This is a genomic window from Mesorhizobium sp. WSM4898 (genome assembly GCF_029625845.1).
Classification (GTDB): Bacteria; Pseudomonadota; Alphaproteobacteria; order Rhizobiales; family Rhizobiaceae; genus Mesorhizobium.
The window spans coordinates 973020-987432 of record NZ_JARTVQ010000001.1; the positions used below are offsets into that span (position 1 = coordinate 973020).

General features: G+C 64.4%; 14 protein-coding genes. All 14 read left to right on the forward strand.

Annotated elements, in window-relative coordinates:
- Positions 1–3: 3 nt before the first annotated feature.
- The 14 genes from P9228_RS04720 (at position 4) to metK (ending at position 14393) form a co-directional block, all read left to right on the forward strand.
- Positions 4–1605, forward strand: a complete 1602-nt coding sequence (locus P9228_RS04720; RefSeq protein WP_278052532.1) for a di-heme oxidoredictase family protein — start codon at positions 4–6, stop codon at positions 1603–1605.
- Positions 1605–2684, forward strand: a complete 1080-nt coding sequence (locus P9228_RS04725) for an imelysin family protein (RefSeq protein WP_082953862.1) — start codon at positions 1605–1607, stop codon at positions 2682–2684. Before P9228_RS04720 ends, P9228_RS04725 begins: the two co-directional genes overlap by 1 nt.
- Positions 2685–2688: 4 nt before the next feature.
- A complete protein-coding gene (locus tag P9228_RS04730; protein ID WP_278052533.1) occupies positions 2689–3795 on the forward strand; it encodes a DUF1513 domain-containing protein in 1107 nt (368 codons plus the stop codon).
- 132 nt (positions 3796–3927) lie between these two features.
- The gene (tsaB, locus tag P9228_RS04735; protein WP_278052534.1) at positions 3928–4659 is read left to right on the forward strand and encodes a tRNA (adenosine(37)-N6)-threonylcarbamoyltransferase complex dimerization subunit type 1 TsaB; all 732 of its coding nucleotides are present in this window, start codon (positions 3928–3930) and stop codon (positions 4657–4659) included.
- Entirely contained in the window at positions 4659–5153 is a 495-nt protein-coding gene (gene rimI, locus P9228_RS04740; protein WP_095777510.1) for a ribosomal protein S18-alanine N-acetyltransferase, read from the forward strand. The genes tsaB and rimI overlap by 1 nt, the downstream gene beginning before the upstream one ends.
- 27 nt (positions 5154–5180) lie before the next feature.
- A complete protein-coding gene (locus P9228_RS04745; protein ID WP_067324513.1) occupies positions 5181–5993 on the forward strand; it encodes a lysophospholipid acyltransferase family protein in 813 nt (270 codons plus the stop codon).
- Between the two features lie 74 nt (positions 5994–6067).
- Complete coding sequence (gene miaB / locus P9228_RS04750) at positions 6068–7477, forward strand: tRNA (N6-isopentenyl adenosine(37)-C2)-methylthiotransferase MiaB (protein WP_278052535.1); 1410 nt, start codon at positions 6068–6070, stop codon at positions 7475–7477.
- Between the two features lie 137 nt (positions 7478–7614).
- Positions 7615–8607 (forward strand): PhoH family protein, encoded by a 993-nt coding sequence (locus P9228_RS04755; RefSeq protein ID WP_245299624.1) that lies wholly within the window; start codon positions 7615–7617, stop codon positions 8605–8607.
- Between the two features lie 10 nt (positions 8608–8617).
- Positions 8618–9115 carry an rRNA maturation RNase YbeY gene (ybeY, locus tag P9228_RS04760; protein WP_066996319.1) on the forward strand — a complete coding sequence of 166 codons (498 nt, stop codon included), beginning with the start codon at positions 8618–8620 and terminating at the stop codon, positions 9113–9115.
- 27 nt (positions 9116–9142) lie between these two features.
- Positions 9143–10219, forward strand: a complete 1077-nt coding sequence (locus P9228_RS04765; RefSeq protein WP_067324766.1) for a hemolysin family protein — start codon at positions 9143–9145, stop codon at positions 10217–10219.
- Between the two features lie 9 nt (positions 10220–10228).
- The gene (locus P9228_RS04770) at positions 10229–10699 is read left to right on the forward strand and encodes a VOC family protein (protein ID WP_278052536.1); all 471 of its coding nucleotides are present in this window, start codon (positions 10229–10231) and stop codon (positions 10697–10699) included.
- 97 nt (positions 10700–10796) lie between these two features.
- The gene (gene lnt, locus P9228_RS04775) at positions 10797–12386 is read left to right on the forward strand and encodes an apolipoprotein N-acyltransferase (protein ID WP_066996322.1); all 1590 of its coding nucleotides are present in this window, start codon (positions 10797–10799) and stop codon (positions 12384–12386) included.
- Positions 12387–12525: 139 nt separating this feature from the next.
- On the forward strand, positions 12526–12948 hold the full coding sequence (locus P9228_RS04780) for a helix-turn-helix transcriptional regulator (RefSeq protein ID WP_066996325.1): 423 nt from the start codon (positions 12526–12528) through the stop codon (positions 12946–12948).
- Positions 12949–13115: 167 nt separating this feature from the next.
- Positions 13116–14393, forward strand: coding sequence for a methionine adenosyltransferase (gene metK, locus P9228_RS04785; RefSeq protein ID WP_095799322.1), 1278 nt, complete (start codon positions 13116–13118; stop codon positions 14391–14393).
- The last annotated feature ends 20 nt before the right edge of the window (positions 14394–14413 follow it).

Here is a 14413-nt window from a genome sequence, read left to right on the forward strand (position 1 = left end):
GAAATGCGGCGCCCGATAGATTTTTCGCGCCGCTCATGGCGGGCCGAGATAGCCGGCCTGCTGCTCCCGAGGAACCCGCGATACCGGATCTGGCGCGGTGCCACGCTCCTGCTGGCAATCACGCTTTCTGCTCCCGCCATGGCGGGCGAGCCGGCGGGTCTGCCGACGAGCCGCACAGATCTGACGCCGGAGGATCAGGCGCGGGTGTTGGCGGTCACCAAGCCTACGACCGACTTTACAAAGCCCGAACCGTTCGAGCTGATGCAGGGCGGCGCCGGCACGTCGAGGAAGGACGTCAACCGCGACGCCTTCTCGCAGCCTTCCGCCAACATCACCTTTGAGGAGGAAGGGACCTTCAAGCTCGGCAATGCGCTGTTTCGCAAGAACTGGGTGTCGTCGCCGTCATCGACCCAAGCGTCCGACGGGCTCGGGCCGCTGTTCAACGAACGCGCATGCCAGAACTGCCATCTGAAGGATGGTCGCGGCCGTCCGCCGGGAAGCGGCACAGGCTCGACCTCGATGTTCTTGCGGCTGGCGCGCGATGCAAGCAATGCCGAGGAGAGAGCCGAACTTGCCGACCACAAGCTGCCGAATTTCCCCGATCCTGTCTATGGCTCGCAATTGCAGGATCTGGCCGTTCCCGGCCTCAAGGGTGAAGGCCACATGCGCATCGACTATTCGGAAGAGAAGGTCACGCTGGGCGACGGTGCCGTCGTTTTGCTGCGCAAGCCCCGCTACTCGGTCGAGAATCTGGGATATGGCCCGCTCGACCCGCGCACGACGTTGTCGCCGCGCCTGACGCCGCCAATGATCGGGCTCGGACTGATCGAGGAGATCGCCCCGGCCGACATCCTTGCCCTTGCCGATCCGCATGACCGCGACAGCGACGGCATCTCCGGCCGGCCGAACATAGTTCGCGAGGAGTTGAGCGGCGCGATAACTTTGGGCCGCTTCGGCTGGAAAGCTCAGGCCGCATCGATCCGGCAGCAGGCCGCCGATGCCTTTGCCGGCGATATCGGCATCTCGACGCCTGAAGTGCCGAAGCATTGGGGCGATTGCACCGAGGCTGAGAAGGCGTGCCTTACCCTGCCGAATGGCGTCCAAGAGCGCCTGGGCGCGGCGGAAGCGCCGCCCCCGGTCATGGACCTCGTCACCTTCTATTCGCAGAACCTCGCTGTGCCGGCGCGGCGCGACCTCGACAAGCCGGAGGTTCTTTCCGGCAAGAAGCAGTTCTACGAGATGGGCTGCATTTCCTGCCACACGCCGAAATTCGTCACCATGCGCGGCATGCCCAACAAGGCGCAAGCCTTCCAACTGATCTGGCCCTATTCCGATTTCCTGCTGCACGACATGGGCGAGGGTCTCGCCGACGGGCAGCGCGTGGGGGAAGCGAGCGGCAGCGCATGGCGCACGCCGCCGCTCTGGGGCATCGGCCTGACCGCCACGGTCAATGGCAACAGCTTCTATCTGCATGACGGCCGCGCGCGGACGCTCGAAGAGGCGATCCTGTGGCATGGCGGCGAGGGCCAGAAGGCGCGCGACCGCTTTGCCGGCGCAGCTGCGGCCGACCGCGATGCGCTGATCAAATTCCTGGAGTCGCTCTGATGTTTAACCGACGTGCCGCCGCGCTTGCCCTTCCTTTCTTGCTGGCCGCGGCCTTGCCGACCCAGGCCGCGGTCAAAGCTTCCGATCTTATCGGACGCGCGATCGACGGCTTCGTCCGCCCGGCCTACGCCAGCCTCGACGATCATGCCGGGACCCTGACCCAGGCGATGCGCCAGCTCTGCAATGCGCCGTCCCAGCAAAATCTCGACGCGGCGCGTACCGAGTTTTCCGCCACAGTCGAAGCCTGGTCGGTGGCCGAGATCATCGCCTTCGGGCCCATCAAGGAAAACAACCGGCTGGAGCGCATGCTGTACTGGCCGGACCGCAAGAGCATCGGATTGAGGCAGGTGCAGTCGACCCTCGTTGCCAAGGATCCATCCGCCGACGATCCGGCGCAACTCGCGCGAAAGAGCGTTGCCATGCAGGGCCTCGGTGCGTTGGAATATGTGCTGTTCGGCGATGGTGCCGAAACGCTTGCCAGTAAGGACGATCCCTATCGCTGCGCCTACGGGGCGGCGGTGGCCAGCAACATCCAGGCGATCGCCGGCGAGGTCCGCGAAGCATGGAGCAAGCCCGATGGTTTTGCCTCGCTCTGGGCCAATCCGGGGCCGAAGAACCCGCTCTATCGTGATGGCACCGAAGCGGTCACGGAACTGGTCGGCGTTTTCATCAATGAGCTGGAAATGATCCGCGACGTGCGGCTCAAGGGTTTTCTTGGCGCGAAGCCCGATGCTGACAAGCCGAAGCAGGCGATCTACTGGCGTTCGCAGAACACGCTGAATTCGCTGGCCGGAAATCTGTCCGGCATCGACAAGCTGTTTCAGGCCTCGAAGCTTGGCGGTGCGCTGCCCGCCGATGCGCGGTGGATGGCCGAATCCATCCACATCCAGCTGACCAACGGCGTGGCGACGGCGAAGTCTGTTAGCGGCCCGATCGACAAGGCGCTCGCCGATCCGGCGCTACGCGACAAGCTCGAGCATCTCGCGCTGATCACCTCCAGCCTCTCGACCCTGATCGGCACCAGGATGACCGCCGAGTTTGGCCTGACCGCCGGCTTTTCGTCGCTGGATGGTGATTGACGCCGTGACGACGCCGCTCATCGATCGCCGCGACTTTCTGCGTGCCGCAGGCGCCGGCTTCGCCGCCGCGATGGCGCCGCGCGCCTGGGCGGAGACGCTTGCAACGGACGCCGTCTTCGCCACGGCCTTCGTCAGGCGCGACGGCAGCTTCGGCGCCGCCGTGCTCTCCGAGGCCGGCAAGATCCTGCACACGCTCGATCTGCCCGACCGTGGCCACGACGTCGCGTTCGATCCGGTGTCGAAACGCTCGGTCGTCTTCGCCCGCCAGCCCGGCACCTTCGCGATGGTCTTCGACCACACCGGCCGCGAGAAGCCTTTGATCATCGCCAGCATTGCCGGCCGGCACTTCTTCGGTCACGGCGTGTTCTCGCCCGACGGCGCGCTGCTCTATGCAACGGAAAATGATTTCGACAACGCCGCCGGCGTCGTCGGCGTCTATGACGCGCGGGCGAAGTTCAGCCGCGTCGGCGAGTTCCCGACCTACGGCACGGGTCCGCACGAACTGCTGCTGCTCGGCGACGGCAGGGCGCTCGCCATCGCCAATGGCGGCATCGAAACGCATCCGAATTTCGGCCGCGCCGAGCTCAACATCGCAACGATGAAGCCGTCCTACGCGCTGGTCGACCGCATCACTGGCGACCTGATCGAAAAGCACGAATTGCCGCCGGCGCTGCATCAGCTGTCGATCCGTCACATGGACCGCGACCGGACCGGCACCGTCTGGTTCGGCTGTCAGTATCGCGGGCCGGCGATCGACCGGCCGGCGCTGGTCGGCCGCGCCGCGCGCGGCAAGCAGCTCGAGCTTTTGGAAATGCCGCAGGACGTGCTGTCGGGCTTCCGCAACTATATCGGCTCGGTTGCCGCCAATCCCGATGCCGGCACCGTCGCCGTGACCTCGCCGGAGGGTAATTCGCTGGCCGTCATCGATGCCGCCAGCGGACGCGTTATCGCGACGAAGTCGCTGGTCGAAGTTTGCGGTCTCGCGCCGGACGGCGCCGACTTCATGGCAACGACCGGCGCTGGCGAGATCGTCGGCGGTGCGGGCGGGACGCGCGCCGAACCCGATTATGTCTGGGACAACCACGTGCTGCGCATCGCGGCTGCGGGCTGATCGCTGTCAAGGCCAGCTTCCTGATGTCGCGCTAAAGCCAAGCCGCATAACATTTATGCGGCGTGGCCCTTGCGGCGGCGGGCCATGCCGGGCACAGGGAATGTGTTTCGATCCAGTTGGTTAACCGGCCCTATGAAGCTGCTCGCCATCGACTGCGCCGCCAATCTCTGCGCCGCCTGCGTCCACGACGCTGACGCTGGCATCGAGCTTGGCCGCCAGGTGCTCGACCTCGGCAAAGGGCATGCCGAGCATCTGATGGCCGTCATCGAGGCGGCATTGAAGGCCAGCGGGATCGGCTATCAAGGCTTGGACGCTGTAGCCGTCTCCATCGGCCCCGGTTCCTTCACCGGCCTGCGCGTCGGCGTCTCGACCGCGCGCGGCTTGGCCCTGGTGCTGAAAATCCCGGCTATCGGCGTGACAACGCTGGAAGCGTTGGCGGCGGAAGCCGCGAATGCCTTTCCCGGCCGTGCCGTGCTGGCGGCGCTCGACGCCGGCCGCGAGGAACTCCATGCGGCACTTTTCGATGAAGCGTTAGTTCTGACTTACGGACCAACGGTGGCCACGCTTTCCCAAGCGACCGGAATGGCAGTCGATGCGAAAGCGGTCCTCACCGGCACCGCCGCGCCGCTGATTGCGGCAGCGGCCGGGCCGGACTTCGACACCGGGCCGGCCGTAGCCACAGCCGACATCGCGACCTATGCCCGACTGGCCGCCGCGAAAGGGCCAGGCGCAAAGCCGAAGCCGCTCTATCTGCGCGGCGCCGACGCCAAGCCGCAGGCCGGTTTCATTCTGCCAAGGCGGAACCATGAATCCGGGAAGCCGGGTTCTGGAGAAGATCATGCACCAAAGGGAAAAAAATCCTGATGCGCATCCCTTTCTTTCAGCCGCGCCGCAGGGATTATGCGCTGGAACCGCTGACGGTGGCCGACAGCGCCGCCGTTGCGGTGCTGCATCGCGAGGATTTCGTTCGCCCCTGGACCGATGGCGAGTTCGCGGCACTGCTCGAACAGGACACCGTGTTCGGTTACGCCGCGCGCGAGACCGGGCAGGGTGCGAAGCCGCCGGTCGGTTTCGTGCTGGCGCGGCTCGCGGCAGGCGAGGGCGAGATCCTTACGGTCGCGGTGGCTCGCGCCCATCGGCGCCAGGGGCTTGGCTGGCAATTGATCGATGCGGTGCTGCGCGAATTGCATGCGCAGCGCGCCGAGGCGCTGTTCCTCGAGGTCGACGAGACCAATACGCCGGCCATCGCGCTCTATCGCCGGCTCGGCTTCCGTCAGGTCGGCCAGCGTCCGAACTACTACCGGTCGACCGAGCACGGCCCGACCGGCGCGCTTGTCATGCGCCGCGATCTTCGCTAGCCAGACCGTGGGATAGGGCCGGAGCGAATGATCAAGAAATTGCGGATTTTCCTGGCGTTCGGCCTCGTCGCCGCCGGCACGCTGGTGCTGGCGCCGCTGCAGCTCCTGTCGATGAAGACGAGGCTTTGGCCGGAGACGGTGGTCCTCAAAATCTGGCACAGCATGATCCTCAAGGCGCTCGGCATGCGCGTGCACGTCAAAGGCGCGCTCTCGAAGGAGCGCCCCTTGCTCATCGCGGCCAACCACATCTCCTGGACCGACATCATGGTGCTCGGTTCCTTTGTCGATGTGAAGTTCATCGCCAGGGCCGACATGGAAGGCTGGCCGATGATCGGCATGCTGTCCAAGCTGCAGCGCACCGTCTTCATCGAGCGCGAGCGCAAACGCACCTCCGGCGACCAGGCGAGCGAGATCGCCAAACGCATGGCCAAGGGCGATGCGATGGTGCTGTTCGCCGAGGGTTCGACCGGCGACGGCAATCTGGTGCTGCCGTTCAAGAGCACCTTGTTCGGTGCCGCCTCGATGGCGATTTCGGAAGGGGCGGCGGACCAAGTGTTTATCCAGCCGGTGGCGATCGCCTATACGCGCCTGCATGGCGTGCCGATGGGCCGCCGTCACCGGCCGATCGCCGCCTGGATCGGCGACCAGGACCTGATGCCGCATTTGAAGGGTTTGCTTGCCGAAGGCTCGCTCGATGCCGAAGTGCATTTCGGTGATCCGGTGCCCTTCTCCAAGGGTTCAAACCGCAAGGAAACGGCAAGATTGATGGAAGCCAGGGTGCGCGAGATGATGCAGGCTGCGCTCGCCGAGCCGCGTCCCAGTCGTCAGCGCATAGCTTGAAAAACCGACGCGCGGCGCCGTAGCCTGCCGGAATCGGCTGTTTTTTGTCGCGGAAAGGCGTTAGAAGCCGCCCGATGGAATTGAACACGATTGAAAGCCACGACATCGGCACCGCGCCTGAGCGCGAGCCGGTGCATGCCGGGGCGGCGAAAAAAGTCTTCGTCAAGACTTATGGCTGCCAGATGAATGTCTACGATTCCCAGCGTATGACCGATGCGCTGGCGGCCGACGGCTATGTCGCCACCGACGCCGTCGAAGACGCCGATCTGGTGCTGCTCAACACCTGCCACATCCGCGAGAAGGCAGCCGAAAAAGTCTATTCGGAGCTTGGCCGCATCCGCGACATGAAGGCCGAGCGCGCCGAGGCCGGCCGTGAGCTGCTGATCGGCGTCGCCGGCTGCGTGGCGCAGGCCGAAGGGGCGGAAATCATACGCCGTGCGCCGGCCGTCGATCTCGTCATCGGCCCTCAGACCTATCACCGGCTGCCCGACGTGCTGGCGAGGGTACGCGGCGGCGAGAAGATCGTCGAGACCGACTACGCCATTGAGGACAAATTCGAGCATCTGCCGCAGCCGAAGCGCGCCGAGCTGGCAAAGCGCGGCGTCACCGCTTTCCTTACCGTTCAGGAGGGCTGCGACAAGTTCTGCACCTTCTGCGTCGTGCCCTATACGCGCGGCTCCGAAGTCTCGCGGCCGGTGGCCCAGATCGTCGCCGAGGCCGAGCGCCTCGCCGAGGCTGGCGTGCGCGAGGTGACGCTGCTCGGTCAGAACGTCAACGCCTGGCACGGCGAGGGCGAAAACAGCGAGGAATGGGGCCTCGGCCGCCTGCTCTTCCGCCTGGCGAAAATTCCCGGCCTGGCGCGGCTGCGCTACACCACCAGCCATCCGCGCGACATGGATGATGAATTGATCGCCGCGCACCGTGACCTGCCGGCCTTGATGCCCTATCTGCATTTACCAGTGCAGTCTGGCTCCGACCGGATACTGAAGGCGATGAACCGCAGGCATACGGCACGCGATTATCTGGCCCTCATCGATCGCATCCGCGCCGCCCGCGGCGATATCGCCATGTCCGGCGACTTCATCGTCGGCTTCCCCGGCGAGACGGAAGCGGATTTCGAGGCAACGCTCGAACTGGTGCGCGAGGTGAATTACGCTTCGGCCTTCACGTTCAAATATTCGCCGCGTCCCGGCACGCCGGGCGCCGAGATGGACGGCCATGTGTCGGAAGCCGTGAAGGACGAGCGGCTGCAGCGCCTGCAGGCGCTGGTCAACGAGCAGCAGAAGGCATTCATCGCCAGCCTGGTCGGCAGCACCGTCAGCACGCTGATCGAGAAGCCCGGCCGCCATGCCGGTCAGATCGTCGGCCGCTCGCCCTGGCTGCAGCTTGTTATTGTTGACGACAAGGCCGGCGGAATCGGTGACATTATCGACGTACGAATCACGAAGACAGGTCCCAACAGCCTGTTCGCCGAGTTGGCCTGATGCATGTCGCCCAAAAAGTGCTCGCGGTTTCGGGACAACGACATGCATAGCCACAAGCCTCGGCAGATGAGGAGAGACGGTTGAGCGCTGCTGAACTGAAGAATCCGCCCCAGAACCAGGCATCCGGGGCCTCCGACATGGCGCACATCGTACTGACCTTCGACAACAACAAGCTTGCCAGCGCCCTATACGGCCAGTTCGACGAGAATCTGGCCCGTCTCGAGCAGAAGCTCGGCGTCGACATCCGTTCGCGCGGTAACCAGCTTGCGATCAAGGGCACGGCTTCGGCCGCCGAGCAGGCGCGCCGCGCGCTCGACACGCTCTATGGCATTCTGCAGAAGGGCGTCGATATCGGCCAGTCCGACGTCGACGGCGCCGTGCGCATGGCGATCGCCGCCGACGACCAGCTGACGCTGCCCACTATGGAGCGCAAGGGCAAGGTTTCGGCCGCCCAGATCGCCACGCGCAAGCGCACGATCTATGCCCGCTCGCTCAACCAGGACGCCTATATGCGCGCGCTGGAGCGCTCCGAAATGGTCTTCGGCATCGGCCCGGCCGGCACCGGCAAGACCTATCTGGCGGTGGCCCATGCGGCGATGCTGCTCGAGCGCGGCATGGTCGAGCGCATCGTGCTGTCGCGCCCGGCGGTCGAAGCCGGCGAGCGGCTCGGCTTCCTGCCCGGCGACATGAAGGAGAAGGTCGACCCCTATCTGCGGCCCCTCTACGACGCGCTATACGACATGATGCCGGCCGACAAGGTCGAGCGGGCGATCGCCGCCGAGGTCATCGAGATCGCGCCTTTAGCCTTCATGCGCGGCCGCACGCTGGCGCATGCCGCGGTGATCCTCGACGAGGCGCAGAACACCACGCCGATGCAGATGAAGATGTTCCTCACCCGTCTCGGCGAGAACTCGCGCATGATCGTCACCGGCGATCCGACCCAGATCGACCTGCCGCCCAACACCAAGTCGGGCCTGGTCGAGGCGCTGCGCATCCTCGACGGCGTGCCGGGCATAGTCACGGTCCGCTTCAACGAGGGCGATGTCGTGCGCCATCCACTGGTTGCCGAGATCGTCAAGGCCTATGACCGGGACGGCAAGTTCGCCAGGGGCCTCGGCGCCGAGAGCTGATCCAAGCCCCATGGCTGAAAATCCGGGATCCAGCGGCAAGACGCCGGTCGACATCGATATTTTCGTCGAGGCCGGCGACTGGCCCCCTGAGGCCGAGCTGGCGCACCTGGTCGATCAGGCCGTCGCTGCCGCCTTTGCCGAAACCGGCGCGAGCGGCGCTTCGGAGCTCAGCGTCGTTTTTTCCGACGACGCCCATATCCGCACTCTCAACGCCGAATGGCGCGGCAAGGACAAGCCGACCAACGTGCTGTCTTTCCCAGCTTTTTCCGTTCCGAAAGGCGCCGAGCTGCCGCCGATGTTGGGCGACATCGTGCTTGCTTCCGAGACCGTTGCGCGTGAGGCCGCACTGGAAGACAAGCCGCTGGCGAACCATATCACCCATCTCGTCATCCATGGCCTGCTGCATCTTCTGGGCCATGATCACGAGACCGACGCCGAGGCCGAGGAGATGGAAGCGATCGAGCGCGCGGCGCTTGCGAGGCTTGCCATTCCCGATCCCTACGCGTAACAAAAAAGACCAATTGACCTGATGGCGATGAACGATAAACCAGAAACTGCCGCCCGTCCGGACGCCGGCAGTGCGGCCAAGCCTTCCGAAAAATCGGAAGAGGGCTCCAGTCCGAGTATTCCGACCGGCAGCGTGGCCGCCGAGCCTCCGCATGCCGGTCCTTCTCTCTTCGATCGCGTGCTAGGCCTGTTCAGGCACCGCAACGGCACCAACCTGCGCGAGGAGATCGCCGACGCGCTGGCCGAGACGGCCACCGATGCCGAATCCTTCTCGCCCGGCGAACGTGCGATGCTCAACAACATCCTGCGGCTGCGCGAAGTGCGCGTCGAGGACGTCATGGTGCCGCGTGCCGATATCGAGGCGGTCGAGATCACCACCTCGCTTGGCGATCTGCTTGGCCTCTTCGAACAGTCCGGTCATTCCCGCATGCCGGTCTATTCCGAAACGCTCGACGATCCGCGCGGCATGGTCCACATACGCGACGTTCTTGCCCACATTACCAAGGTCGCCCGCGTCAAGAAGGGCCGGGCGAACAGGAAGACCCAGGCGCCGACCATCCTCGATCTGGCCCAGGTCGATCTCGCCCGCACCATCGGCGATCTCGACCTGATCCGTCCGGTGCTGTTCGTGCCGCCATCGATGCTTGCTTCCGACCTGATGGGGCGCATGCAGACGACGCGGACCCAGATGGCGCTGGTCATCGACGAATATGGCGGCACCGACGGCCTCGCCTCGCTGGAAGACATCGTCGAGATGGTGGTCGGCGACATCGAGGACGAGCACGACGACGACGAGCCGATGATCACCCGGATCGGAGAGGGCGTGTTCGTGGTCGACGGCAAGGCCGAGATCGACGAGGTCGCCAAGATGATCGGCGAGGATTTCGCCGCCGGCGAGCACGGCGAATATGTCGACACTATCGGCGGCATGATCTTCAACACGCTCGGCCGGGTTCCGGCCCGTGGCGAAGTGGTGCAGGCCATACCGGGCTTCGAATTCCATGTGCTCGACGCCGATCCGCGCCGCGTCAAGCGGGTGCGCATCGTGCAGAGCCCGAAGGGCGAACGGCAGCGCCGCCGCGCGGCGCGCACCGAGCAGGCCTGATATTCGCTCATGCCGATCGACGACCCGTTCAAGCACGCTGTCCTCGGCTCCGGCGTCTTCTATCAAGATCCCCGCGCGGCTTTGGCCTGGCTTCAGGCGGCGTTCGGCTTCGAGCCGAGCATGCTGGCGAGCGACAGCGACGGGCGACTTGTTCATGCCGAAATGCGGTTCGGCGACGGCTATATCATCGTCGATGGCGAATGGGCCGCGCATATTGCCAGCCCCGCCTCTGTCGGCGGCAAGAACACGCAGTCGGTTTATATCCGATTGAGGGAAGACCTCGGCGCCCATTGCGAGAAAGCGCGCGCCGCGGGGGCAGAAATCGTTGAGGAGCCCATCGATCGCTTCTACGGCGAACGGCAATATCGAGCCCGCGATCCAGAAGGCCATGTCTGGACCTTCACACAGACCGTGCGCATTATGCCCAAAGAGGAGGCCGAGCGACTGAGCGGCCTCAGCATTGAAGGGTGGCACTGTTAGCGCGACCGTGAATTTGGTTGCGCTTACTCGTGTTTGGAGCATCCGGCTCGGCCTGTTAAATCTCTGGCTGCCTGATTCGCGCGACTTGGAAAGTTGAATGCAGCGCTTTGCCGGCCGGATAATTCTGCTGTGGGGGTGGCGGCGGTCGCTGGTAGCGTTTGTCGCGGGAGCGCTCGCGGTTCTCGCCCAGGCGCCTTACGATTTCTTCGCCGTCTGTTTCGTCTCGTTTCCGGTGCTTGTCTGGCTGCTCGACGGCGCCACCGGTGAAGCCTCCGACGGCTGGCTGCGTCGCCTTCGCCCGGCTTTCGCCATCGGATGGTGGTTCGGCTTCGGCTATTTCCTCGCCGGCCTCTGGTGGATCGGCCAGGCCCTTCTTGTCGAGGCCGACAGCTTCGCCTGGGCGCTGCCCTTCGCCGTCGTCGGCATCCCCTTTGGGCTCGCCTTCTTCTATGGTTTTGCGACGCTCGTGGCGCGGCTTTGCTGGAGCAGTGATATCGGCCGCATCGCCGCACTTGCCTTCGGCTTCGGCCTTGCGGAATGGCTGCGCGATTTCCTGTTCACCGGCTTTCCCTGGAATGCCGTCGGCTATGCCGCAATGCCGGTGCCCCTCCTGATGCAAAGCGTGTCGGTGACGGGCATGATCGGCATGAACGCGCTCGCCGTTTTTGTCTTTTCCCTGCCGGCGCTTGTCGCGGCGCGCCGGCATCTCAGGCTGGGCTTGGCCTTGTTCGTCGCTCTCGTTGCCGCTCACGTCGGCTTCGGCTATTTCAGGCTTGCCGTCCCAGCCCCGCCGGCCACCCGCTCGATCGACGTGCGCATCGTTCAGCCCGCCGTCGACCTCACCGAGAAATGGGATGCCTCGGTGCGCGACCGCATCTTCGCCACGCTGATGGGGATTTCGGCGAAGGCACCGGAGCAAGGCCATGCCAAGCCGCAACTGATCCTGTGGCCGGAAACGTCCGTGCCGTTCCTGTTCACGGAGCGTCCGGACGCGCTGACGGCCTTGGGGGATATGCTGGGCGACGGCCAGATGCTGATTGCCGGCGTGGTGCGCGAGGAGGGTGGCGCAGGCAATGCCGGCAGCCGTTATTACAACTCCGTGGTGGCGATCAACGACAAGGGCGAGATCGTCGATGCTGTCGACAAGGTGCATCTGGTGCCGTTCGGCGAATATCTGCCTTTTGCCGGCCTGTTCGAGCGTTTCGGCATAGGTCAGCTCGTTGCCGGACCGATGAATTTCGCCGCCGGCAACGAACGCCATCCGATCGCGGTGCCGAACGGCCTGCGCGCGGTTCCGTTCATCTGTTACGAGGTCATCTTTCCTGACCTCGTTGCAATCGATGCAGCGTCATCCGAGCTTATTGTGAACGTCACCAACGACGCCTGGTTTGGCGACACGCCAGGCCCTTACCAGCACTTCAGGCAGGCGCAGATTCGTGCGGTGGAGAATGGAGTGCCTTTGTTGCGTGCGGCCAACAACGGCATCTCCGCCGTTGTCGATTCGCGTGGGCGCATCGTCGATGCCCTGGCAGTCGATGCGCGCGGCGCCATCGACGCCCATGTGCCGGTTTCCGGGCGCGCCCTGCTAACCGCCGATCAGCGGCGAATTAACGGATTGCTGATCATGTTGCTGTTTGCCCTCGCGGCCCTCACATTGAATGTAAGGCAGCGGCTACGGGTGAATTGACAGTCGGCACATTAGAAACTCATACTGTAACGCCTAAAATTTTCTCGAAGTCGGTTGGAGGGGTCTGTTGGGGCAGGTGGCTCCGGTTTCGTTTGGGCGGCAAAAATAGAAAAAGCCGGAAAAATTCGGCGAGGAAAAAATGACAGAAGAGAACAAGAAGAAGCCGAATCCGATCGACATTCATGTCGGCAGTCGTATTCGGCTGCGTCGCAATATGCTTGGAATGAGCCAGGAAAAGCTGGGTGAAAATCTCGGCATCACGTTTCAGCAGATACAGAAGTACGAAAAGGGGACCAACAGGGTCGGCGCCAGCCGCCTGCAGGCAATCGCCTCCATCCTGAGCGTCCCTGTCGCCTTCTTCTTCGAGGACGCCCCGGGTCAGGAGGCCGTCGCCGGCAATCGGGGATTTGCCGAGGATGCCTCGATGACTTTCGCGATCGAATTCTGCGGCAGCCCGGAAGGGCTTCAGCTCAATCGTGCCTTCGTCAAGATTCCCGACGTCAAGGTGCGGCGCCGGATTATCGATCTTGTGAAGTCCCTTTCGCCGGACGACGCCGAGTGAATCCAGGCTCATGTCGCCGGCGGTGCCCTGCCGCCGGTGGCACAAGTTGATTGTGCCGATAGTCATGCCAGATCTGTCGCGCCGCTTGACGAGCGGCGCCCGGCACCGCTAACACGTGGCGCGCCAAAATCGGCAGCCTTGCCGATCCTTTTCAAGAGGGGACACCCGTGACGCGGCAGAACTATCTCTTCACCTCGGAATCCGTCTCCGAAGGCCATCCCGACAAAGTCTGTGACCGTATCTCCGACGAGATCGTCGATCTCGTCTATCGCGAGGCCAGGAAGACGGGCATGGACCCGTGGAAGGTGCGCGTTGCCTGCGAGACGCTGGCCACCACCAACCGCGTCGTCATCGCCGGCGAGGTCAGGGTTCCCGAGACGCTGCTGAAGAAGGACAAGGCAGGCAACATCCTCAAGGATGCGGCGGGCCACCCGGTCGTCAATCCGACCAAGTTCAAATCGGTCGCCCGCAGGGCCATCCGTGAGATCGGCTACGAGCAAGCCGGCTTCCATTGGAGGACGGCCAAGATCGAGGTGCTGCTGCACGGCCAGTCGCCGGACATTGGCCAGGGCGTCGACAATGCCGCCGACCGCCAGGGCGAGGAAGGCGCCGGCGACCAGGGCATCATGTTCGGCTATGCTTGCCGCGAGACGCCGGACCTGATGCCGGCGCCGATCTACTACAGTCACAAGATCCTCGAATTGCTTGCCGCCGCGCGCCACGAAGGCAACGGCGAGGCCGCCAAGCTCGGCCCGGACGCCAAGAGCCAGGTCACCGTGCGCTATGCCAACGGCAAGGCGGCGGAAGTGACGCAGATCGTGCTTTCCACCCAGCACCTCGACTCGAGCTGGGATTCGAAGAAGGTCCGCAATGTCGTCGAGCCTTACGTCCGCGAGGCGCTTGGCGAACTCAAGGTCGCCGACGACTGCAACTGGTACATCAACCCGACCGGCAAGTTCGTGATCGGCGGGCCCGACGGCGATGCCGGCCTCACCGGCCGCAAGATCATCGTCGATACCTATGGCGGTGCTGCGCCCCATGGCGGCGGCGCCTTCTCCGGCAAGGATACCACCAAGGTCGACCGTTCGGCTGCTTATGCGGCGCGCTATCTCGCCAAGAACGTGGTAGCGGCCAAGCTCGCCGACCGCTGCACCATCCAGCTTTCCTACGCCATCGGCGTCGCCCAGCCCCTGTCGGTCTATGTTGACCTGCACGGCACCGGCAGGGTCGACGAGGCCAGGCTCGAGGAGGCGCTGCGCAAGGTGATGGACCTCTCGCCTTCCGGCATCCGCCGTCATCTCGACCTCAACAAGCCGATCTACGCGAAAACCTCGTCCTATGGCCATTTCGGCCGCAAGGCCGGCCGGGACGGTTCCTTCTCCTGGGAGAAGACGGACCTTGCCAAGGCGCTCAAGGACGCGGTTGCCGATGCGATTGCCGCCTGAGGGCGTCGCCAGACCTGTTC